20 protein-coding genes and 1 tRNA gene are annotated in these 21,502 nt (G+C 59.9%); 7 read left to right on the forward strand and 14 right to left on the reverse strand.

Translation table 11 applies throughout. From position 1 onward, the window contains the following. Window positions 1-27 precede the first annotated feature (27 nt). From ABD653_RS01905 to recJ, 3 genes are all read right to left on the reverse strand, one after another. On the reverse strand, window positions 28-1,344 hold the full coding sequence (locus ABD653_RS01905; RefSeq protein WP_234032187.1) for a sensor histidine kinase: 1,317 nt from the start codon (window positions 1,342-1,344) through the stop codon (window positions 28-30). A 32-nt stretch (window positions 1,345-1,376) separates the two neighbouring features. Beyond that, a tRNA-Glu gene (locus ABD653_RS01910) sits at window positions 1,377-1,451 on the reverse strand. A gap of 93 nt (window positions 1,452-1,544) precedes the next feature. Beyond that, window positions 1,545-3,332, reverse strand: a complete 1,788-nt coding sequence (recJ, locus tag ABD653_RS01915; protein WP_160779591.1) for a single-stranded-DNA-specific exonuclease RecJ — start codon at window positions 3,330-3,332, stop codon at window positions 1,545-1,547. Window positions 3,333-3,415: 83 nt separating this feature from the next. Between recJ and ABD653_RS01920 the strand changes: the two genes are divergently transcribed. Both ABD653_RS01920 and ABD653_RS01925 read left to right on the forward strand, forming a co-directional pair. Further along, window positions 3,416-3,904 (forward strand): flavodoxin family protein, encoded by a 489-nt coding sequence (locus tag ABD653_RS01920; RefSeq protein WP_160779592.1) that lies wholly within the window; start codon window positions 3,416-3,418, stop codon window positions 3,902-3,904. A gap of 66 nt (window positions 3,905-3,970) precedes the next feature. Then, window positions 3,971-4,771, forward strand: coding sequence for a hypothetical protein (locus tag ABD653_RS01925; RefSeq protein ID WP_160779593.1), 801 nt, complete (start codon window positions 3,971-3,973; stop codon window positions 4,769-4,771). A gap of 23 nt (window positions 4,772-4,794) precedes the next feature. Here ABD653_RS01925 and ABD653_RS01930 read toward each other — a convergent pair whose 3' ends face one another. From ABD653_RS01930 to leuA, 4 genes are all read right to left on the reverse strand, one after another. Next, entirely contained in the window at window positions 4,795-5,775 is a 981-nt protein-coding gene (locus ABD653_RS01930) for an NAD(P)H-dependent flavin oxidoreductase (protein ID WP_160779594.1), read from the reverse strand. Window positions 5,776-5,866: 91 nt separating this feature from the next. Next, a complete protein-coding gene (locus ABD653_RS01935; protein WP_160779595.1) occupies window positions 5,867-6,919 on the reverse strand; it encodes an amidohydrolase family protein in 1,053 nt (350 codons plus the stop codon). A gap of 166 nt (window positions 6,920-7,085) precedes the next feature. Then, window positions 7,086-8,468, reverse strand: coding sequence for a M24 family metallopeptidase (locus ABD653_RS01940; protein ID WP_234032188.1), 1,383 nt, complete (start codon window positions 8,466-8,468; stop codon window positions 7,086-7,088). Between the two features lie 41 nt (window positions 8,469-8,509). Further along, the gene (leuA, locus tag ABD653_RS01945) at window positions 8,510-10,183 is read right to left on the reverse strand and encodes a 2-isopropylmalate synthase (RefSeq protein WP_160779596.1); all 1,674 of its coding nucleotides are present in this window, start codon (window positions 10,181-10,183) and stop codon (window positions 8,510-8,512) included. A gap of 243 nt (window positions 10,184-10,426) precedes the next feature. Between leuA and ABD653_RS01950 the strand changes: the two genes are divergently transcribed. The 3 genes from ABD653_RS01950 (at window position 10,427) to ABD653_RS01960 (ending at window position 12,607) form a co-directional block, all read left to right on the forward strand. Further along, the gene (locus tag ABD653_RS01950; RefSeq protein ID WP_160779597.1) at window positions 10,427-10,858 is read left to right on the forward strand and encodes a PaaI family thioesterase; all 432 of its coding nucleotides are present in this window, start codon (window positions 10,427-10,429) and stop codon (window positions 10,856-10,858) included. Next, a complete protein-coding gene (locus ABD653_RS01955) occupies window positions 10,855-11,979 on the forward strand; it encodes an epoxide hydrolase family protein (RefSeq protein ID WP_199801130.1) in 1,125 nt (374 codons plus the stop codon). The genes ABD653_RS01950 and ABD653_RS01955 overlap by 4 nt, the downstream gene beginning before the upstream one ends. Window positions 11,980-12,271: 292 nt before the next feature. After that, window positions 12,272-12,607 (forward strand): hypothetical protein, encoded by a 336-nt coding sequence (locus ABD653_RS01960; RefSeq protein WP_160779598.1) that lies wholly within the window; start codon window positions 12,272-12,274, stop codon window positions 12,605-12,607. Window positions 12,608-12,742: 135 nt separating this feature from the next. Here the strand turns inward: ABD653_RS01960 and ABD653_RS01965 are convergent, their stop codons facing one another. From ABD653_RS01965 to miaA, 6 genes are all read right to left on the reverse strand, one after another. Then, complete coding sequence (locus ABD653_RS01965) at window positions 12,743-13,891, reverse strand: alpha-hydroxy acid oxidase (RefSeq protein ID WP_160779599.1); 1,149 nt, start codon at window positions 13,889-13,891, stop codon at window positions 12,743-12,745. A 3-nt stretch (window positions 13,892-13,894) separates the two neighbouring features. After that, on the reverse strand, window positions 13,895-14,497 hold the full coding sequence (locus tag ABD653_RS01970; protein WP_160779600.1) for a DUF6151 family protein: 603 nt from the start codon (window positions 14,495-14,497) through the stop codon (window positions 13,895-13,897). A gap of 45 nt (window positions 14,498-14,542) precedes the next feature. Then, on the reverse strand, window positions 14,543-15,562 hold the full coding sequence (gene ilvC / locus ABD653_RS01975; protein ID WP_160779601.1) for a ketol-acid reductoisomerase: 1,020 nt from the start codon (window positions 15,560-15,562) through the stop codon (window positions 14,543-14,545). A gap of 16 nt (window positions 15,563-15,578) precedes the next feature. Beyond that, window positions 15,579-16,094 (reverse strand): acetolactate synthase small subunit, encoded by a 516-nt coding sequence (ilvN, locus tag ABD653_RS01980; RefSeq protein ID WP_160779602.1) that lies wholly within the window; start codon window positions 16,092-16,094, stop codon window positions 15,579-15,581. Window positions 16,095-16,106: 12 nt separating this feature from the next. Next, window positions 16,107-17,861 carry a biosynthetic-type acetolactate synthase large subunit gene (ilvB, locus tag ABD653_RS01985; protein ID WP_160779603.1) on the reverse strand — a complete coding sequence of 585 codons (1,755 nt, stop codon included), beginning with the start codon at window positions 17,859-17,861 and terminating at the stop codon, window positions 16,107-16,109. 105 nt (window positions 17,862-17,966) lie between these two features. Then, window positions 17,967-18,920 (reverse strand): tRNA (adenosine(37)-N6)-dimethylallyltransferase MiaA, encoded by a 954-nt coding sequence (gene miaA, locus ABD653_RS01990; RefSeq protein ID WP_160779604.1) that lies wholly within the window; start codon window positions 18,918-18,920, stop codon window positions 17,967-17,969. Between miaA and serB the strand changes: the two genes are divergently transcribed. Next, window positions 18,919-19,809 carry a phosphoserine phosphatase SerB gene (gene serB / locus ABD653_RS01995; protein WP_160779605.1) on the forward strand — a complete coding sequence of 297 codons (891 nt, stop codon included), beginning with the start codon at window positions 18,919-18,921 and terminating at the stop codon, window positions 19,807-19,809. The two genes, miaA and serB, sit on opposite strands and share 2 nt — an antisense overlap. A gap of 75 nt (window positions 19,810-19,884) precedes the next feature. Then, window positions 19,885-20,727 (forward strand): Coq4 family protein, encoded by an 843-nt coding sequence (locus ABD653_RS02000; RefSeq protein WP_160779606.1) that lies wholly within the window; start codon window positions 19,885-19,887, stop codon window positions 20,725-20,727. A gap of 24 nt (window positions 20,728-20,751) precedes the next feature. Here the strand turns inward: ABD653_RS02000 and ABD653_RS02005 are convergent, their stop codons facing one another. Next, entirely contained in the window at window positions 20,752-21,438 is a 687-nt protein-coding gene (locus ABD653_RS02005) for a nitroreductase family protein (protein ID WP_160779607.1), read from the reverse strand. Window positions 21,439-21,502: the final 64 nt, after the last annotated feature.

The following is a 21,502-nucleotide window of genomic DNA, read 5'->3' on the forward strand; positions in this document are numbered from 1 at the left end:
ATATGGCAGATTGATGACATTGGCGGCCTATACCTCGCTCTCAATTTCAGGTGCCGAGCGAGGGTCGGTGCTGCGCGCCATATCGTCACGCCATTGCGGTATCCGGGCGGTCACAACTGTGCCGACTCCAGCCTTGCTCTCTATATCCAAGCGCCCGCGATGCCGCTGCACAATGTGTTTGACGATCGCCAGCCCCAACCCGGTGCCACCAGAGGCCCGGCTGCGCCCCGGATCGGTGCGGTAAAACCGCCGGGTCAGGTGGGGGATATGCTCGTCAGGAATGCCTTCACCCTGATCGGCGACTTCCAGTTTCGCGTCGCCATTGGCGGCTTCGCTCAGGCTGACTCGAACCGGCGTGTCGTGATGGCCGTATTTGAATGCGTTATCGACCAAGTTGCGGATCATTTGCTCAAGCTGCTGGACATCGCCCGCAATCTGGAAATCACGCGCAAGGTCGAACTCGAGGCGCCCTGCGCGATCCGGCGTCGAAGCCGCATCCTTGGCCGCCCTTTCCACAAGATTTCGCAGCTCGACCTTAACCGACGGGCTTTCATGCTTTTCGGCCTCAATGCGCGATAGCGACATCAAATCTCCGACCAGGCTCTGCAACCGACGCCCCTCACGGTGGATCGTGTCGAGAAACTTCGCAGCTATAGGTGTGTCGAGACTTGCCGGGTCCTCGCTCAGGGTCTCGACATAGCCGATAATTGATGCGAGCGGCGTGCGCAGCTCGTGACTAGCATTGGCGACAAAATCGGTGTGCGCGCGGCTGATATCCACCTCCGCAGTGCGGCTTACGAGCTCGATCACAGAGACATCGTCATTCATCCGGTACCGGCTCATCTTCCAGATGTCTTTCGGGCGCACCAGCCCGGTCACCGTCGCTTCGCCTGAGGCGGGTCGATCCATCAGGGCAATCGCCTCCGGATGACGCATCGCCACGCGCGAATCCTGCCCTATGATGTGCGCGCCGAGCAATTCGCGTGCGGCGCGATTGGCAATGATGATCCGTCCGCGCTCGCTAAGCATCAGGGGTATGCCCGAATGCTCGATCATATCGGCCATACCTTCGCGGGAAAAAGCGCTGGGAGCTTCTGCTTTTGCCAAGTCTGTCGGAGGAGGCTGGACCAGCCACAAAGAGCCGATCCAAACAATCAGCAGGAGCACAGCGTAAAAGAAACCGAGCCCCGCAATGGCAAGGATGACGGTTGTTCCGGCTGCCAGGATAATACCCGGCCAGGGAAATGTCTCGTCAGACGCCATGCGCGAGCGTGTAGAGCGTATCCGGAAGCGCTGCCAGCCCGATCCGGCAAGGATCGCGCAGAAATGCACAGCTCGCTGCATGACCGATCAATTGTAGTGAAGCGCCTCCGGGGTGGTGACCCCTACGGGAATCGAACCCGTGTTTCAGCCGTGAAAGGGCCGCGTCCTAACCGCTAGACGAAGGGGCCATAAATGGTCCATCCCGGAGGCGAGCCGCGCATCTAGTGGCGGTAATCGTGACGGTCAAGCCCAAGTTTGCAGATGGGCATGATCTTTCCGGGTCAATCGGCCCAGGCCGCATCTTCCAGGTGAAGCTCGGCAGCAGGGCGGGCTCCCCAGTCGTCGATCTTGGCCCGACCAGCGAGCCAGAGTTTCCTGCCGCGAGTAGAATGGAGCAGGGCCTGGCCCCACTCGGTCGACGCAGCGCGAAACGCAATTGCCTTTAGCGAGCCACCGTCGGGCGAACCGGCAATTAACCGCAGGTGATCGTTCCCGACTATATCGGCTTTGACAATATGGACCGGCCCCACAGCCACCCGCGGGCCAGGCCAGCCTACGCCATATGGACCTGCTCGCTCCAGCGACTCGACGAGAGCCGGGGTAAGACCGGAAGGCCCGACTGCGAGATCCAGCGTCAACATTTGTTCGGCCATTGCCCGGCTTACCGGACCCTCCAGGCGGGTATCGAGCCAGTCTCCGAATTTCTCCAGCATGTCGCCTTCGATAGTCAGTCCCGCTGCCATCGCGTGGCCGCCACCGGCGACGAGCAAGCCTTCTTCGCGCGCGGCAATAATCGCAGCGCCCAAGTCCACGCCAGCTATGGATCGCCCCGAGCCCTTGCCTTGGCCCGTTGCAGGATCGAGAGCGATAACGATAGTCGGCTTGCCGCTCTTCTCCTTGATCCTCCCCGCGACGATACCGATCACTCCCGGGTGCCAGCCTTCGCCGGCAATCAGGTGAATGGCGCGATTGTGCTGGGCGGCCAGTTGCTCTTCAGCAGCCTCTTGTACTGCTGCTTCGATGGCACGGCGTTCCTCGTTTAAGGCGGAAAGCTGTGCCGAGATGTCGCGCGCTTCGTCTGGATCGTGTGTCGTGAGCAAACGCACGCCCAAGGTCGATTCCCCCACTCTTCCTCCGGCATTGATCCGGGGGCCGAGCGCAAAGCCCAGATCACCGCAAGCCGGGGCACGCTTGAGCCGGCTCGCATCGATCAAAGCGCTCATGCCGGTATTGTCGCGCTTGGCCATCACCTTCAGGCCCTGCGCGACAAACGCCCGGTTGAGGCCATGAAGCGCCGCGACATCGGCCACCGTTCCCAACGCGACCAGATCGAGCAAGCCGCGAATATCGGGTTCGGGCCGATCGTTGAAATGTCCGCGCTCACGCAGTGTTCGCACGACGGCAATGGCTAGAAGGAAAGCGACCCCCACAGCCGCCAGATGGCCATGGGCGGCCGCTGCATCGCTCTCGTCGAGCCGGTTGGGATTTACCAATGCTACAGCGGGGGGCAGGTCAGGCGGGCATTTGTGGTGATCGACCACGATCACATCGACGCCCGCATCGCGTGCCATCGCTAGGGCTTCCTGTGCCATCGCGCCGCAGTCAACGGTGACGATCAGGCTCGAGCCCTGTTGTCCCAGTTTGACAAGCGCCTCTCCGCTCGGGCCGTAACCTTCCAGCAACCGGTCCGGAATGTAATAGTGCGCTTTGTGGCCGAGCATTTCCAGAAGGCGGATCAGCAGGGCAGCGCTGGTCGCCCCGTCAACATCGTAATCGCCATAAACCGTGACGGTCTCTTTCGTGAGAATGGCCTGGACGATCCGCTCCGCAGCATTGTCCATGTCCTGAAAGCTGGACGGATCAGGCAGGAAGCCACGCAAGGTCGGGTTACGGTGCCGGTCAAGATCGTCGCGCTCTACGCCGCGTGCCAGCAGAAGCTGGGTAACGATGTCATCTTCCAGCCCGATGGCGCCGCCCTGGATATCCATGTTGCCGCCACGCCATTTCCAGGCGCGACCGGATAGCGATTGCGAAACGCCATGAACGTAGCTGAGTGCCTGTGATGCCATGGCCTCATCATTAGGGCACAGTTACGCAGGAGCAAATGCCCCGGTGTTGACTTTCGACAGGGCTGGGCGAACGTATCAGTTCGATGAGTGAAGAAGCGCCTCTCTTGATTGCATGGCACAGCCGTACTGGAGCCAGCGAAGCCATGGCGGACGCTGTTGCCAGTGGCGCGCAAGGGGAAGGGTTCTTGTTGCGCGCAGACCAGGTAGAGCCGGATCATATCCTCGCCGCGTCGGGTTATGTCTTCGTTTGTCCGGAAAACCTCGCGACCATGAGCGGGTTGATGAAAGAGATGTTTGACCGCTGCTACTACCCGGTTCTGGGTCGCATCGAGGGACGTCCTTTTGCCACAGCTATTGCGGCAGGCTCTGATGGCGAGGGCGCACAGCGGCAGATCGACCGGATTGCGAAAGGCTGGCGATTGCGGCGTGTAGCCGATCCGATAATTGTGCCCACATTCGCCCAGACACCCGAAGAAATACTCGCGCCCAAAGCTCTGTCGCACGAAGAGTTGCGCAAGTGCCGAATGTTGGGTCAGGCGTTCGCGGAAGGACTGTCGATGGGTGTCTTTTGAACAATTACCTCCATTATTGAGGCAATTGACTGTCTCTGACTCGACTGTGAGAGTGTTTCACGCCAGATGTTCGAGCGAAAGGGTAGGGGGCTCGCAATCGCCGACATAAAATCACGGTCGCAAGATCGCAGTCCAGAACCGGAAATTCTGTTCCTCTTTCCGGAAGGCAAGGGGCCTGATGCGCGCGAGATAGCTGGCGCAATCGAGGCGGTCGAAGGTGCTTCGATCAGCCTGGATTCGCTTCCAGCCCAAGCCGGCTTTGAATCCTGGTTCGAGGTCCAGCGCAATGGCCTGACATATGAACTTGCCGGTCCGGAAACCGGTGCCGCATCGTACAATCTTCAACCTGACCGGTTGATTGGTCTGGACGCGACTGATGCGCATGCTCCGATGCATACTATCGAACTGGCGTTGGGGCCTCATATTGCCAGCGGTCGGGCGAGCCTGCCAATCGTCCAGGAGTATCTTAATCTTGGTCGGCATATTGCCGAAGGTCTGGACGGTTTGTCCGCCGTGTTCTGGAGGCCGTCGCGCGTAGCCATGGACGTTTCCAGTTTTCACACAACGATCGGGCAGTGGGTGGATGGTGGCCAACTGCCGCTGACCATTTTCATCACGTTCCGCGATGTGTTGGGCGAAGGTTTGCAGAGCCGGGGCCTGTCCCACTTCACCGGTCAGGAATTGCGGATGGAAGCGGGTTTGATGCCGGAGCCGGAACAGTCCGAACAATTGGGGCAACGGCTCGCCGCGCAGCTTATCCATCAGGGCACGATCAGCGAACCACAAGAGATTGCTGGCCCGGACGGGCGACCGCTGCGCCTTGAGCCTTCCCGCAATGGCCGCTTCGTCCGCGTCTGGATGGGATAGCGCGCTTTCTGCGGCAGACGGGTTCAGTCCCCGTAGCCGGCGATATCCTCCATCATGGCATTTTTGGCCGCGACATATTCCGCTTCGAAGCGAGCCACCATTTCGTCGACCGTTCCGACCGACTTGATCGCCCCCACGCCCTGTCCAGAGCCCCAGATGTCTTTCCAGGCTTTGGCTTTTGTGTTGCCACCGCTGCCGAAGTTCATCTTGCTCGGATCGCTAACCGGCAGGTTCTCGGGATCGAGGCCAGCGTTTTCGATGGAGCTGCGCAGGTAGTTGCCGTGAACCCCCGTGAACAGATTGGTGTAGACAATCCCTTCTGCGCTGCCTTCGACAATACCCTGCTTATAGCCCTGATCGGCATTGGCTTCCTCGGTCGCGATGAAGGCGCTGCCGATATAGGCGAAGTCTGCAGACAGAGCCTGTGCGGCCAGGATCGAGCGGCCATGGGCAATCGAACCGGACAGCGCGATCAGGCCATCGAACCATTCGCGGATTTCCTGCATCAATGCGAAAGGCGAAGTGGCGCCTGCATGTCCACCGGCACCTGCCGCCACCGGGATGAGGCCGGTCGCACCTTTCTCGATGGCCTTGTGGGCAAAGCGGTTATTGATCACATCGTGCATCGTGATGCCGCCCCAATTGTCGACCGCTTGGAAAATTTCCTCGCGGGCGCCGAGCGATGTTATCACCATCGGGACCTGCCATTTCTCGCAAGTCGCCATATCGGCCATCACACGGTCGTTCGATTTGTGCACGATCTGGTTGACGGCATAGGGGGCTGCCGGGCGGTCCGGATTTTCGCGATTATGCTTGGCGAGTTCCTCGGTGATCTGGTGCAGCCACTCGTCAAGCAAAGATTGCGGACGTGCATTGAGGGCAGGAAACGATCCGACGATTCCGGCCTTGCACTGGGCAATGACAAGTTCCGGACCTGATACGATGAACAGGGGTGACCCGATGACGGGCAGGCGCATTTTGTCGAACGGGGCGGGAAGAGGCATCCAGAAACTCCGGTTTTGTTTTGCTATTGATCGGGGCGCTTATGCGGAGAATTCGGCTGTGTCGAGTGGCCCGAAGTACTAGGTCGTCCAATCAGACCAGAACATCCTCGATCCCGTAGACCTTCGCAGCGGTGCCCGCGAAGAGCGCACGTTTCTCGTCGTCAGAATGGCCTTGGGCGAGCCGTTTGAAGGTGTTCCACAGCACGTCATAGCTCGCGCCCCAGCGATCGACGGGATAGTTGCTTTCGAACATACCGCGATCCGGCCCGAAGGCCTCGATGCAGGTTTCGATATACGGCCGCCACAGTGCGGCCAGATGCTCGGAGCCATAGCCGGCTGCGGGGCCATCCTCTGGCAAACCACAAAACGCCATCGCCAATCCGCCCAGTTTCACACTGACATTCTCGCATTCTGCCAGAGCATGGATGGAGGTCCGCCAGCGATCAAAATTCTCGTGCAGCTTGCCCTTGTAGGAAGCGATGCCGAGCGGCGTGCCACAATGGTCGAGCACGATGGGTTGGTTGGGGAAGGCCCTGGCCAGATCGAGCACATCGCCCAATTGCGGTTCGAGCAACCAGGCATCGAAGGTTAGGCCCAATTCGCCGACATGCTTGAACCCTTCACGGAACGTCGCATCGCGATAAAGGCCTTCAGGCGCATGGAAAGGAGGGCCGAGAACTTCCGGATCGGCATCCCATGCGGCGGCGTGGCGAATGCCCTTGAAACGCGGGCTCGCCGCCATCAGGGCTTCGAGCACCTCGCGGGCGCCATCGCCGTGGGTCAGGTCGGCATGGCCCAGGATCGCATGGCACGGGCGATATGCGCCGTAGAGCCCGCTAGCGCCCTGGGCTGCGACGCCATTGACCATCTCGACTTCGCCGACGACCTTCTTCGCCTCGCCATAGGCCGGATTGTAATAGGCGCCACATTCCATGAAGCAGGTTGCAACGATGTTGTGGCCACCCTCAAGCCCGCCCTTTGTATCGGCCTGCAAGGCATCAAACCCGTAATAGGCGGCACCAGCGATAGCGGCGATGAAATCGTGCTGTGGTTCGGGGAAAGCCGGCACCATCGGGCGCAAATCCCACAGATGGTGATGCGGATCGATGATCGGCAGATCGGGCTCGAGAATGGCTTCAGTCATTGTTGGGTTCCCCTCCGGCAAGTCCTACACGATGGAACACATGGAACAGTGTCCTGACAAGGGAAAAGGAGAGCGGCAGGAAGTCGGGCACTAGAGTTGATAGAGAAGTGGCCAGGGTTCATCACCCCGTCGCTAGCATTCGTGATTGAGGTAGGAAAACGCCGAGTCAGCCAGACGGGATAAGCGTAATCTCGGTTTGGCGTCCATCGAGGAATCGTACATTATCTCCGTCAAACAGTGCATCTTCCTCGGTCCTGAAATCGACTTGCTGACCATCCCATTCGGGCACGTCGTTGTACGTCGTCAATTCGATTGACCATGTGGTGTTCGCGCGAAGGCGATACTCACTGCGCGGATCACCATCCTGATTGTCCCAGAAGCCAATGGCCGTTCCTGCACCATGCCCATGAAAGCCAATGGGATGGCTGTAGATCGAAGGTCGATAGCCTGCCGCCAGCGCCTTCGCACGTGCGTCGGCAAGAATCTCGTTGCCCGCTAATCCGGCCTTGAAACTGGACCGGAGGATGTCTGTGACAGCATTTGTATTGCGAAGGCCCTGGGCCAGTCCGGCAGGCACCCTGGTCTCACTAGGCTTCAAAACGTAGGCGAGATGTTGGGTGTCGGTATTGAGGCGCAAATAGGTGATGCCGAAATCAGTCCAGAGCAGATCACCTGGTTCGATCACAGTGTCGCCGCGCAACATGCCGTCTGCGCCTTTGCGCTGAATGCCGATTGAGGGATGGAACCAGACTTTGAGGCCGAGTTCGGATACCTTCTCGCGCATCCACCACTGCACATCAGCCGCTGTCGTCTTGCCCGGTGTAATGACATCGGGGGAGAAGGCCTGAGCGATAATGGCGTGGGCAGTCCGCACAACTGATGGATAGATCTCGAGCTCTGCCGCAGACCGGCTCTCAAGCCAACGCAGCGCGAGGGTCTCCCCGGATACGATCCGGTCTTCATAGGCATCCGGAAGCGCAGCCATCATCAAGCGATACTGGCTCAATGTCATCCCGTCTCCGAACGCCTTGAGATCGGAATAGTTGATCGCAATTTTCGATGGATCTCGCTCCGCTATAATGTTGGCAACGGCTTTCCACTGGTCAGGCTCGACCGCCGGGTCCCATGCAGGCTCGAACAGTCCGGCAAGGCCATAGCGGCTGACGGTAAGGCGTTCGAACGGCTGACCGCCACCGGGATCGTGGAAGATCAAAATAGTGCGGCGTCGCGCGGCCATGCTCTTGCCATCAAGCATGGTCGCAATCACCGGATCCTCAAAATACTCCCGCGCCATGAGCAGCCACGTGGAAACACCTTGTTCGCGCATGATTACAGGAACGATGGTCTCGAGCCGGTGTTCGAGATTTCGATCAATCCACTCGGCCTGCTGGCGCAGGGAAAGCAGTTCCGGAACGGCCGGTCTGACTTCCTCCTGATCGCTCAACGGGATCGACAATTGCGCTGCCGCAGGGTGTGCGACAAAGCTGGTCAGCAACAAGGCCATCAACATGCGCATCGCGCGGGCGGTCAGCAGGTCTAGATGAATCATCGCGGCACGATAGACATGCCCCGCGAAAGCGCAATTTGTGCCTATGTATGCAGTGCCCCATTCGCTGCACTCAACACCGCCCTAACACTCGCCGTTGCGACGTCTTCATCGATTCCGCAGCCCCAGACGGTGCGCCCGTCCGGCGTGCGGCAATCGAGATAGGCAGCGGCATTGGCATCGGTGCCGGTGCCCAATGCGTGTTCGGTATAGTCGACCACTTCTAGCTCTACCCCGAACGCTTCGCGCAAGGTGGCCATCACGCTTGAGATAAGGCCGTTTCCGCGCCCGCTCACGCTCTGCTCTTTGCCCTCGACAGCTATAGTGCCGGCGAACAGGCGGGTGCCGTCTGCGGCGCGGCTTTCTTCGTAGCTAACAAGCTGGAAACGCTTGTTCGGCGTCTGCACGTGATAGGCCGTGCGGAAAGTTTGCCAGATATCCTCGGCATTAAGCTCGCGGCCAAGCTTGTCTGCCATATCCTGCACATAGGGCGAAAAATCGGCCTGCATCTTCTTGGGCAGTTTGAGGCCCTGATCCTGCTCCAGCACCCAGGCGAAGCCGCCTTTCCCGCTTTGCGAATTGACGCGGATGACCGCTTCATAATTGCGCCCGATGTCCGCCGGGTCAATCGGCAGATAGGGCACGCGCCAGCGCTCGTCATTCTGGCCTTCACGCGCGCCGAAGCCTTTCTTGATCGCGTCCTGGTGGCTGCCCGAAAAGGCGGTGTAGACCAGTTCGCCGCCATAGGGGTGGCGTTGGTGCACGGGCAGCTGGTTGCAGTATTCAACCGTCTCGATCACGCGATCGATGTCGGAGAAGTCGAGCCCCGGATGGACGCCCTGCGTGTACATGTTCAGCGCCATGGTCACGAGACAGCAATTGCCGGTCCGTTCGCCATTGCCGAACAGGCACCCCTCCACCCGGTCGGCCCCGGCCATTAGTCCCAGTTCCGCCGCAGCCACACCGGTGCCCCGGTCGTTATGGGTGTGCAGGCTGATCACCGCGCTTTCGCGATTGGGCAGATGGCGGCAGAAATACTCGATCTGGTCGGCATAGATATTCGGCGTCGCGGCCTCGACCGTGGCAGGCAGGTTGAGGATGATCGGCTTGTCCGGTGTGGGCTGGAGAACTTCCATCACCGCTGCGCAAACCTCGATGCTGAAATCGATTTCAGCGGTCGAGAAGGTTTCGGGCGAGTATTGAAAATGCCAGTCGGTGGCGGGACGTTTGCCAGCCTCGTCGCGCAACACTTTGGCGCCATCGACTGCCACCTGGATCACTTGCTGCGGAGTCATCCCGAACACAATCTCGCGCCAGGCCGGGCTGACGGCGTTGTAGAGATGGACGATGGCGGAATGTGCGCCGTCAAGGCTCTCGAAACTTGTCCGGATCAATTCTTCGCGGCTCTGGGTCAGCACCTGGACGGTAACATCCTCGGGAATCCGGCCAGACCGGACGAGGCCGTTGATGAAATCGAACTCGGTCGCGCCCGCACTGGGGAAGCCGATCTCGATTTCTTTCACACCCACTTCTACCAGCAGATCGAAGAAACGGTTCTTCTTCACACCATCCATCGGATCAATGATCGATTGGTTGCCGTCGCGCAAATCGGTCGACAGCCAGCGTGGCGGAGCGGTGATTGTCCGGCTCGGCCACTGGCGATCAGGCAGATCGATCTGCGGAAACGCCTGATACTTGGCGGAAGGGTCGCGCAGCATATTTCGCTGTTGGGTCATGGGCTGGATAGTCTCGGTAAGGGTAGAAAGGCTGGCGGCGGGTCCCTTGGGCGCTGAGGCGCGCCGGTCAGGCCACGCCAAACGTCACGCCCAAGGGCGCGTAAGTCGTAGGATCAGGGCCAGTTTCGTTACCATGCAGCCTGTATGCTGCTTCGCAGCAGGCTTGTAAAGGCAATGTATGGCGGGCATCGGGGGACATTATCTTTCGCAATGTCGAGGTTTTCCATGTCCGATCATACACCGCCCATCCACCCGCTATACGAAACGATGGGATTGGTCCGGATCGTCGATCTTGATCCGGCGGGCAAGGCGACCATCGAGTATGAGGCGAAGCCGGGCATGTGTCACTCTGGCGGCGTGGTGCAGGGCGGTTTCATCTCGGGCTGGATCGACGCGGCCATGGCCCATGCTGCGATTGCCAAGAACGGGGAGGGTATCACGCCGATGTCGCTGGAGCTGAAAGTCAGCTTCTTCGCCCCGGCGCGCCCCGGCCTGGTCATCGCGGAAGGCTGGGTAGAGCGGCATGGCAAGCGCACCAGCTTCTATGAAGGGCATCTCAAATCGCCGGACGGTACGATCTTGGCCAAGGCCACCAGCACGATTCTGCTGGCGGACCGAAGCCGGGTCGAGAAGTCAGCGAGGGATGCGCAGTCATGAGCGATATCCGCGATTTCCATCTTGCCGTTCCCGAACCGGATCTGGCCGATCTCCATCTTCGCCTTGATATCGCGCGCTGGCCCGAGAAAGAGCCGGTGGAGGACTGGTCGCAAGGGACCCCGCTGGCGGCGCTGCAGGAGCTGTGCCGATATTGGCGCGAGGAGTATGACTGGCGCGCTTGCGAGGCCAAGCTCAACGCTTTCGGCCAGCATGTGACCACCATCGACGGGCTCGACATCCACTTCCTGCATGTCCGGTCTTCGCACGCAGATGCCTTGCCGATGGTCCTGACGCACGGGTGGCCAGGCTCCGTGCGCGAATTCTTCGAAGTGATACCCTTGCTCACCGAACCCGAGGACGGCGCGCAGGCCTTCCATCTGGTCATTCCTTCGCTGCCTGGCTTTGGGTTCTCGGGCAAGCCGACGCAGACAGGATGGACGACCGGCAAGACCGGCGAGGCATGGGGCACACTGATGCAACGTCTCGGATATGATCGGTGGGTCGCACAGGGCGGCGACTGGGGTTCTGTGGTGACGACGGAGATCGGCAAGCAGGCACCGGAAGGGTGTGTGGGCATTCACGTCAATATGCCGTTGGGCCAACCGACCGAGGAAGATTTGGCCAATCCGAGCCAGGCCGAGCTCGAAGCGTTGGGCCGCCTGGCACATTATCGTGATTGGGACTCCGGCTATTCGAAGCAGCAAAGCACGCGGCCGCAAACGATCGGGTATTCCCTAGTCGATTCGCCAGTCGGCCTTGCAGGGTGGATCTATGAGAAGATGTATGCCTGGACCGACAATGACGGTTCGCCTCTCGATGCGCTATCGAAAGATGCGATCCTCGACAACATCATGATCTACTGGCTTACTGCGAGTGGAGCCTCGGCCGCACGGCTCTATTGGGAAAGCTTCAGCAGGCCATCGCCGGGCGTTGTCAGCTTGCCTGCCGGCGTCAGCGCCTTTCCCAAAGAGATCATTCCCGCCCCGCGCAAATGGGCCGAGCGAGTCCTGACCAATATCACGCACTGGAACGACCTTCCCAAGGGCGGTCACTTCGCTGCGTGGGAGCAGCCGGAAATCTTCGCGCAAGAGCTTCGAGCCTGCTTCGCTCCCCTCCGGTAGCTGGAGCTCGATCAGGAATTTTCACAAGCGGCCGTAACCAACTGTAGGGCCTGCACGAAACGACCATCAGGTAGCAAACTTGCCTTGCCGCCTGTTGTGAAAGGTCGTGACGATGCACCCCCTTACTCCTGCAAACCACGCACCTTCCGATCCCGTCCTTGTTGCTCTGGGAGGCAGCCTGGGACGCGTCGCGCATTTCCTTGCGCGTCATCACGATGATGCATTGCCGGGCGAAGCCCCCTTTCATTCGGCAGCATCGCTAGCCCGATCCACAACCTGAAAGGACCTCCCGATGTCAAAGACCAATACCCTGCGTGCCATGATGATTGTTGCCGGTGGCCTAGCCACTGCCACTACCGGTCCGGCTGCTCTCGCAACTGCTCCGTGCGGCCCCTCCAACTCTTCTTACTCCAGCCGAATTGACCGCAGCAGCGTGGAAGATCGCAAAGCCAAGCGTGCCGAGCGCAAGGCTGCCCGGGCAGCCAAGAAGGCGGCCAAGGCCAATCAGTGCGCAGCGGCACAAGCGGCACCATGTGGAGCGAATCCGTGTGGCGCAGCCCCGTGTGGCCCTGCGAAATGCGGCGCTGCCAAGTCCAAAGCTGAAAACTGCGGAGCTGCACCAGAATAGGGCGATGTAACGGGACAAATCTGGCCGGATCTAACCCGTCCGGCAGGGCGAGTGGGGCCTCCCCATCCATGCCCGCTCGTCAGGGGCAGTCGGTCCACCCACCGGCTGCCCCGAACCGTCTCCGATAGTGCTAGGTCAACGCCAGCGTAGGCAATCCGATGTCAGTTGATCAACCGAAGTGACCCCCATCAGGCGCATTCCCCGCTCGATTTCATCTTTCAGAATGCCGATCGCACGTTCGACACCGTCTTGGCCTGCGGCAGCAAGTGCATACAGGTAGAGCCTGCCTCCCGAGGCAGCGGTTGCTCCCGCGGACACCGATTTGAGCGCATGGGTGCCGCGGCGGACACCGCCATCGCAAATGATCTCTATTTCGCTGCCGACGGCATCGACAATCTCGCGCAATTGATCGAACGGTGCGCGGCTGCCATCCAGCTGGCGCCCGCCATGGTTGGAAATCATGATCGCATCCGCGCCGATCTCTACCGCACGACGTGCATCACCGGCGCTCATCACGCCCTTTAGGCAGAACGTGCCACCCCAGTCCTGGCGTATCTGCGCGGCCGTGTCCCAATCCATCGACGTGTCGAGCATCGTGTTGAAATATTCGGCGATGCTCACGGCCTCGCTCGATCCTTCGGCCACATGCGTATCGAGATTGGGAAGGCTGAATTTCTCGCGCAACAGATAGTCGAGCGTCCATTTTGGCCGGGTGGCGTAGCTCCACACAGCGCTTGGGGAGAAGCGGGGCGGAGTAGTGAAGCCGCTGCGCAGGCAGCGCTCCCGCTTGCCCGACACAATCGTGTCCACGGTCAGGGCAAGCGCGTCGAATTGCGATGCCTGGCACCGCTCGATCATGGACCGGTTCAGGCCCTTGTCCTTGTGGACATAGAGTTGGAACAATTTGGGCCCGCTGGTCAGCGCTGCGATGTCTTCAATACTGCGGGTCGCCAGGCTGGATATGCCGAACCACAATCCGAATTTCTCCGCCGCTTTGGCCACCGCAGTCTCACCCTGCCAGTGAAAAGCCCGCTGAACCGCCGTGGGGCTGAGCATCAAGGGAAGCGCGCTGGTGCGACCCATGATGGTGCAGGATGTATCGATTTCGGCAACGCCGGCCAACACATCAGGCACGAGATCAGCGTCGTCGAAGGCGCTAGTATTGCGGGCCTTGGTCAGCTCGTCATCGGCGGCGCCGTCAATGTAGTCGAACACGGGCCAGGGCAGGCGAGCTTTGGCGAGCCTGCGGAAGTCGTCGATGTTGTGGCAATCGGACAGGCGCACGGCTTAGGCTTGATCCAGCCGAGTGCGTTCTTCTGCGGTAACACGTCTGGCTTCGGTGATAGGTTTCCTGGTTTCCATATCGAACAGGGGAGAAAGCTTCCAATCACCGCTCCAGGTGTCGCGAAATATTCGACGCATAACCCGGCTTAACATCCTGAAGTTCGAGACCGGTTTGGCGGATTGCAAAGGCGGCATAGCCTCTTGCGCCGAGACGTCACCTCTCGATGGGCCGAGTACGGAGTCGCGGCGCTCGGCATCGCAACACTCGGTGATCACGCTCAGGAAGGGAGGTTTTGCCTTGTTGATGGTATTGAAAAAGGGCGTGTTGCAGCATGCGGCGTACCAACGTGTCGTAGGTTTTTGCGTCAGACGCACCGTCGCCAACTTGTCGATGCCAGTATTCAGCTCCAGCTTAGCCACCCGGGTCTGATAGACAGCGGTGCCGCCATGGGCGTCCAGAACGTCATCCTGGCGCCCCAGCAAGTGGATGAAATCCCGGCAATCGCTGCAATAGCACACATAGCGGTCACCCTTGTCGGGGCCGACATCGTGCAAGGTTCCGGTCACTTCCCCGCACTTGCATGAAATCGCCAGGCTATCGCTCATGCCAACAGCCTAGCTGATCTCACGCAACGGGGACAAGGTGCGGGCCTAGTTCTTCTCTTTGTCGACCAACTTGTTGGCGCTGATCCATGGCATCATCGCGCGCAATTCTGCGCCGGTCTTCTCGATGGGATGTGCTTCTGCAGCCTTGCGTGAGGCCTTCAATTCGGGCTGGCCAGCACGATTATCGAGCACGAAGTCCTTCACGAAACGACCGGCCTGGATGTCGGCCAATACGCGCTTCATTTCCGCCTTGGTTTCATCGGTAATGATCCGCGGGCCGGTCTTGATATCGCCATATTCCGCCGTGTTGCTGATCGAATAACGCATATTGGCGATGCCGCCTTCATACAGCAGGTCGACGATCAGCTTGGTTTCGTGGAGGCACTCGAAATAGGCCATTTCCGGAGCGTAACCGGCTTCGGTCAGTGTCTCGAAACCTGCCTGGATCAGGTGGGTGATACCACCGCACAGAACAGCCTGCTCGCCGAACAGGTCGGTTTCGCATTCTTCCTTGAAATTGGTCTCGATAATCCCGCTGCGACCGCCGCCGACGCCGCTGGCATAGGCGAGGGCAACGTCATGGGCATTCCCGCTGGCATCCTGGTGCACCGCGATCAGGCACGGCACGCCGCCGCCCTTCTGGTATTCGCTGCGCACGGTGTGGCCAGGGCCCTTGGGAGCGATCATGATCACGTCGATGTTGTCCGGTGCTTCGATCAGGCCGAAATGGATGTTGAGGCCATGGGCGAAGGCGAGGGCGCTACCCGGCTTCATGTGGCCGGCAAGGTCATTCTCCCAGATCGCCGCCTGATGCTCGTCCGGGGCCAGGATCATGACGATGTCGGCCCATTTCGCCGCCTCAGTGTTGGTCAGCACCTTGAAGCCCGCGCTTTCAGCCTTTTTGGCCGTGGCGGAGCCTTCGCGCAGGGCGATGGCGACATCCTTCACACCGCTGTCACGCAGGTTTTGTGCATGGGCGTGACCCTGGCTACCATAGCCCACAACAGCGATTTTCTTGTCGGTGACGAGGCCCAGATCGGCGTCGGCGTCGTAGTAAACTTTCATGGATATCCCTCTGTATCTAAACGGCTTCGGCGCCGCGCATCATGCCCACAATGCCGGTGCGACCGACTTCCACCAACCCCAGCTCGCGCATCAGGGCAATGAAACTGTCGACCTTGTCCGGTGGGCCGGTGATCTCGAAAATGAAGCTCTCGGTCGTGGTGTCGACCGGGCGAGCACGGAAAATATCGGCCAGGCGCAAGGCTTCGACCCGCTTCTCTCCGGTGCCGGAGACTTTGACCAGTGCCAGCTCGCGTTCGACATGCGGACCCTCTTCGGTCAAGTCGATCACACGGTGGACGGGCACAAGCCGTTCCAGCTGGGCCTGAATTTGGTCGATCACCTCGGGCGGACCATTGGTGACAATCGTAATCCGGCTGATCGCGTGATCTTCCGAGATGTCGGCCACGGTCAGACTGTCAATATTATATCCGCGTGCCGTGAAAAGACCGGTGATCTTGGCCAGGATACCCGGCTCATTGTCGACAGTGACAGCGAGCACATGACGCTCGGCGGCTTCTTGGGTGATTTTCATTGCGGGCGTCCCTTACACCAAAGCCTTCGCTTCGTCGTCCATCGTGCCTTCGACCTGGTCCCCATACAGCAGCATGTCGGTATGCGCCGCGCCGCTGGGGATCATCGGGAAACAGTTGGCTTCTTTGGACACCTGGCAATCGACGATGACCGGCCCATCGGCATCCAGCATAGCCTGGATCCCTGCATCCAGCCCGGCTTCGTCTTCAATCCGGATGCCGGTCCAGCCGTAGCTTTCGGCCAGCTTCACAAAATCGGGCAGACTGTCGGAATAGCTGTTCGAATAGCGGCTTTCATAGGTCAGTTCCTGCCACTGGCGGACCATCCCCATATATTCATTGTTGAGGATGAATATCTTGACCGGCAGGCGATACTGGCTCGCCGTACCCAGTTCCTGGATGTTCATCTGGATCGAGGCTTCTCCAGCAATATCGATCACGAGGCTCTCGGGATTGCCCAATTGCGCACCGATGGCGGCCGGCAGGCCATAGCCCATCGTGCCCAGACCGCCGCTGGTGAGCCATTTGTTCGGGCCGAAGAAATGGAAATACTGCGCAGCCCACATCTGGTGCTGGCCCACCTCGGTGGTGATGATGGGGTCATGGGCCTTGGTCAGCGCAAACAGTCGCTCGACTGCCTTTTGCGGCATGATCGCTTCGCCGCGATCGGGATAGGCCAGACATTCCCGCGCGCGCCACCCGGCGATCCGGGCTTTCCATTCGCCCATGTCATGGGGCTTGCGCGCGCCCCACGCGGCAACAAGCTGTTCCAGCACCGTGGCGCAATCGCCGACAATACCGAGGTCGACCGGAACGATCTTGTTGATGCTGGCCCGATCGATATCGATGTGGATTTTCTTGGCATTTGGCGCAAAGGCATCGAGTCGACCGGTCACGCGATCATCGAACCGCGCACCGATGGCCACGATCAAATCCGCCTTGTTCATCGCCATATTGGCCTCGAATGTGCCATGCATGCCCAGCATGCCCAGCCAATCAGGATGATCGGCGGGAAACGCACCAAGGCCCATCAAGGTCGATGTCAGCGGTGCACTGGTAAGCTCTTGCAGCGTGCGCAGATGCGCGCTGGCCTCCGGGCCGGAATTGATCACACCACCGCCGGTGTAGAAGACGGGCCGCTCTGCATTGGCGAGCATTGCGATGGCCTCGGCGATTTCCTCTGCCGGTGCGACCATGCGCGGCTGATAGCGTGACGAGGCGAGAGGTGCGCGATCGCCCGCACCATTCGATGCCATCGCGATCTGTACGTCTTTGGGGATATCGACCAGGACGGGGCCGGGCCTGCCAGTCGTGGCAATGCGGAATGCTTCGGTAAGGATGGGGCCGAGTTCTTCGGGGTCCTTCACCAGGTAATTGTGCTTGGTACAATGGCGGGTAATGCCAACGGTGTCAGCTTCCTGGAAGGCGTCGGTTCCGATCAGCGGGGTCGGGACCTGGCCGGTAATCACCACCAACGGGATCGAATCCATGTAAGCGTCGGCAATGCCGGTAACCGCGTTGGTTGCGCCCGGGCCGCTTGTCACGAGGACAACACCGGGCTTGCCGGTGCTGCGGGCATATCCTTCTGCCGCATGGGCTGCGCCAGCTTCATGGCGGACGAGGATATGACGGATACGCTCATTGTCGAACAACTCGTCATAGATCGGCAAGACAGCGCCGCCGGGATAACCGAAGACGAACTCCACGCCCTCGCGCACCAGACAGTCGACGAGGATCGCCGCTCCGCTGCGTTCGGTAGGGGTGGTCATTGTTGTTCTCCCGTCAAAAGCAGGGCCCGGCGCTCTGATGAGAACGTCGGGCCCAAGGGGTTTGTCCAAGGGCTGGTTACGAGTCTCAATATGTCTTGTCAAACGCTAAGATTGAAATAATCGTGCCCAAACATCATCCGAATTGTAATTCATATCATCCACCCGCCGCCATTCCTCGGGCGGCTGACGGCGGAACCAAGTATATTGCCGCTTGGCATAGTTGCGTGTCGACTGCTGGCCAGATGCGATCATTTGGTCACGGTCAATCTTGCCTTTCAACCACGCCGTGATCTCGGGCACCCCTATCGCGCGCATAACAGGCAGGTCTGGCGACAGGTCACGCGCCAATAGCGCTTCAACCTCGGCAATCGCGCCCTGTTTCAGCATTTGCTCGAAGCGCATGTCACAACGTGCATAAAGGCGCTGGCGTTCAGGCAGCAGGAGGAGAGGATGCAGGGAAACTTCGTCTCCAATGCCGCCAGCCTTGCTATTTTGCCACTGGCCCATTGTTACGCCAGTCGATCGCACCACCTCGAGGGCACGAGCAATGCGCTGGCTATCGCCAGCATCGAGTTTGGCATGCCGGTCGGGATCTTCGGTCGCGAGAGCGGCGTACGCCTCTTCGCGTGGTAGCGCCCGTACTGTCTCACGAATGGCCGGATCAATCGGGGGGATGTCTGCAATTCCTTCCAGCAAGGTCTTGATATACATGCCCGTTCCTCCGACCAGGATCGGTATCTCGCCCGCCGTATGGGCCCGTGCAATTTCCCGTTTCGCGTGCGCCGACCAGTCCGCAGCGGAGCAGGGCGTGGCTCCATCCCACGTGCCGAACAGGCAGTGAGGAATGCCTTGCATCTCGGTCTCAGTCGGGCGGGCGCTCAAGACCGATAGTTCAGCGTAAACTTGCGCGCTATCCGCATTGATGACGACGGCCGACTTGCCGGCTTTGCCAAGGGCAAGCGCCAGCTTTACTGCCACATCGCTCTTGCCGCTCGCGGTTGGCCCTGCAATGAGCGCCAACGGTGGCCGCGTGCCCAGATCTGTTGGAGAATCCCACATGCTCATCGCCCGCGTGATAGCAGACCCTGAGGGGTTGCAAACACGCATAGATGCCTTGCTGGCCGTGTTGGCGGAGACCGGCATGGTGCCCACCGCATCGCATGCGCTGGAGAGCAATACCGCAGTGTGGGAATTGCGCTTCGCCAAGGGTGACGCTGGTAAACTGCGCGAGCTGATCGATCAGCATCTCGGGCCGAGCGATGGCATGGTGACGGAGCGCGAGATCGCGCTGCCCAAACTGTTCATTTCCGACATGGATTCCACCATGATAGGTCAGGAATGTATCGACGAGCTGGCGGATTTCGCCGGACTGAAGGAGCGGATTTCAGACATCACCGAAAGAGCCATGCAGGGTGAGCTCGATTTCGAGGCAGCACTGCGCGAACGGGTCGGCTTGCTCGCAGGGCTTGAGGAAGGAGCAATCCAGCGTTGCCTCGATGAGCGCATCCGCCCCAATCCTGGCGCGCGCACCCTGGTTCAAACATTGAAGGCGCATGGCAGCGACACGGTGCTGGTCACCGGCGGGTTCCACCATTTCGCAGACCCGGTCGCCGAACAGATCGGATTTGTTGACGCGGTCGGCAACCGGCTCGAAGTCAATGATGGTGTGCTGACAGGAGGCCTTGCTGGCCCGGTCGTTGATAGCAGCGTCAAGAAAGCTGTCTTGAACGAGCGCATGGCGGGCCATGAAGCAGATGCTGCCAGTGTGGCGGCAGGAGACGGGGCGAACGATATTCCCATGCTCGAGTCAGCCACATTGGGAGTGGCCTATTTTGCCAAGCCCAAAGCACGCGCAGCGGCAAACTGCTGGATTGATCGCGGCGACCTGACATCTGTGCTAGCGTTGTTGGGCATTCCGGAAGGTGAATGGGTGAGGGATCGTCAGTGATGGCGTGTTCATCCTATGTTGACATAGGTGTCAGTAGTAACAGGGCTAACGTCCCTCTAACGATGTCGCCGAACCATGAACCAAGAAAGCTCCCGCACTGCGCAAATGCACCCGATTGAAGCGGGGCGCGACGGCACCATTTTCCGGCATCCGGATCGACCTGTTCCCAAACGCAATCTTGGCGCAGCGCTCAGGCACTTTCAGGAATTGCTGAAAGACAAGGAAGACACCACCCATGTCTTCAAGATCTTCGAAGCGCTTCCGTCCAGAAACTTCCTGCCCGATGCCAAGCGTTTCTCGCTGAGCGCGCAAGGTGAAAGTGTCCGCTCGACAGAGCCCTATTTGCCACCGATCCTGGATGATCATGACGCGCTGCGGGACATGCCTGCCGGGAGCGTGGCGCAGGCCTATTGCGATTTCATGGAAAGCGAAGGTCTCACCGCTGCCGGCCTCGTAGAAGAGGCTGACAGGACTTGGCCCGATCGCCCGAAATATGGCGACCTTGTAGAATGGTATGCCCACCGTCGGCGCGACACCCATGATCTGTTGCACGTACTGACCGGGTACGGCCGTGACGCACTGGGCGAACAATGCGTTTTGGCCTTTACCCACGGCCAGAATGGTGGGTTTGCGCACCTCTTCATCGCCTATCTTGGCGCGATCAATGTGAAGAAAGGGATCAAGAGCAGCGCCCCGGTATTGCGTGCCGTGCGTCAGGCACACCGCGCAGGTCAGGGTGCCCCGCGGATTTGCGAAATGCCGGTGCGTCACTTGCTCAAGATGCCGCTTAGCGAGGCGCGTGAACTTCTTCGCGTGGGTGAGCCGACACACTATGAGCGATGCCATCAAATCTGGCGTGCCCGCGGTGTTGACCCTTACGATCTTCTCGGAAACGCTGGCGAAGTTGCGTCTGCCTAGAACCTGCTGGCTTAGCCCCGCAATCTAGATCCAGCTGGCGATCTGCTCGATCGGTTTTTTACGAATGGCATGGGTGGGCACGGTCGCCCCTTCGGCCGGTTGGCCTACCACCACGATCATCAAGGGTTTTTCATGCTCGGGCCGGCCGCATAACTCGCGCAGGAAGCCCATCGGCGAGGGCGTGTGGGTCAAGGTTGCCAGGCCTGCCTCGTGCAGGGTGGCGATCATCATGCCGCAGGCGATGCCGACGCTTTCGTTGACATAGTAGTTTTGCGTCTTGCCGTCCTCCTCGATCCCGCCCTTGCGCTGGGCAAAGACCACGATCAGCCACGGTGCTGTTTCGAGGAAAGGCTTGTCCTGGTCTGTCCCGATGGGCGCGAGTGCATCCAGCCATTCTTCGCTCGCCTTCGGTTTGCCACCGTCGGCGCCATAGAACCGGCGTTCTTCTTCCTCGGCTGCTTCGCGAACTGCCCGCTTGTTCTCTGGCGAGCCGATAACGGTGAAATGCCAGGGTTGGTGGTTCGCACCATTGGGGGCGCTTCCGGCGGCCAATATGGCCTGCTCAATCACTTCACGCGGAACGGCCGCATCGGAGAAATAGCGACAGGTGCGGCGCTGCGAGAGCTTTTCGCGCATCGCAGTCGCGCGTTGAACACGTTCAGCGTCATCCATCGGGGGAAGCGAGTACGGTACGGAATCGTGATGTTTCATGGCGCGCCCTATCGGCGGTCTTGGCGCGAATGGAAAGCCCGCAGCGTTGTTGACATGCGTGTCA

This window comes from Parerythrobacter jejuensis (assembly GCF_039536765.1).
In the GTDB taxonomy this organism is placed as follows: domain Bacteria; phylum Pseudomonadota; class Alphaproteobacteria; order Sphingomonadales; family Sphingomonadaceae; genus Parerythrobacter; species Parerythrobacter jejuensis.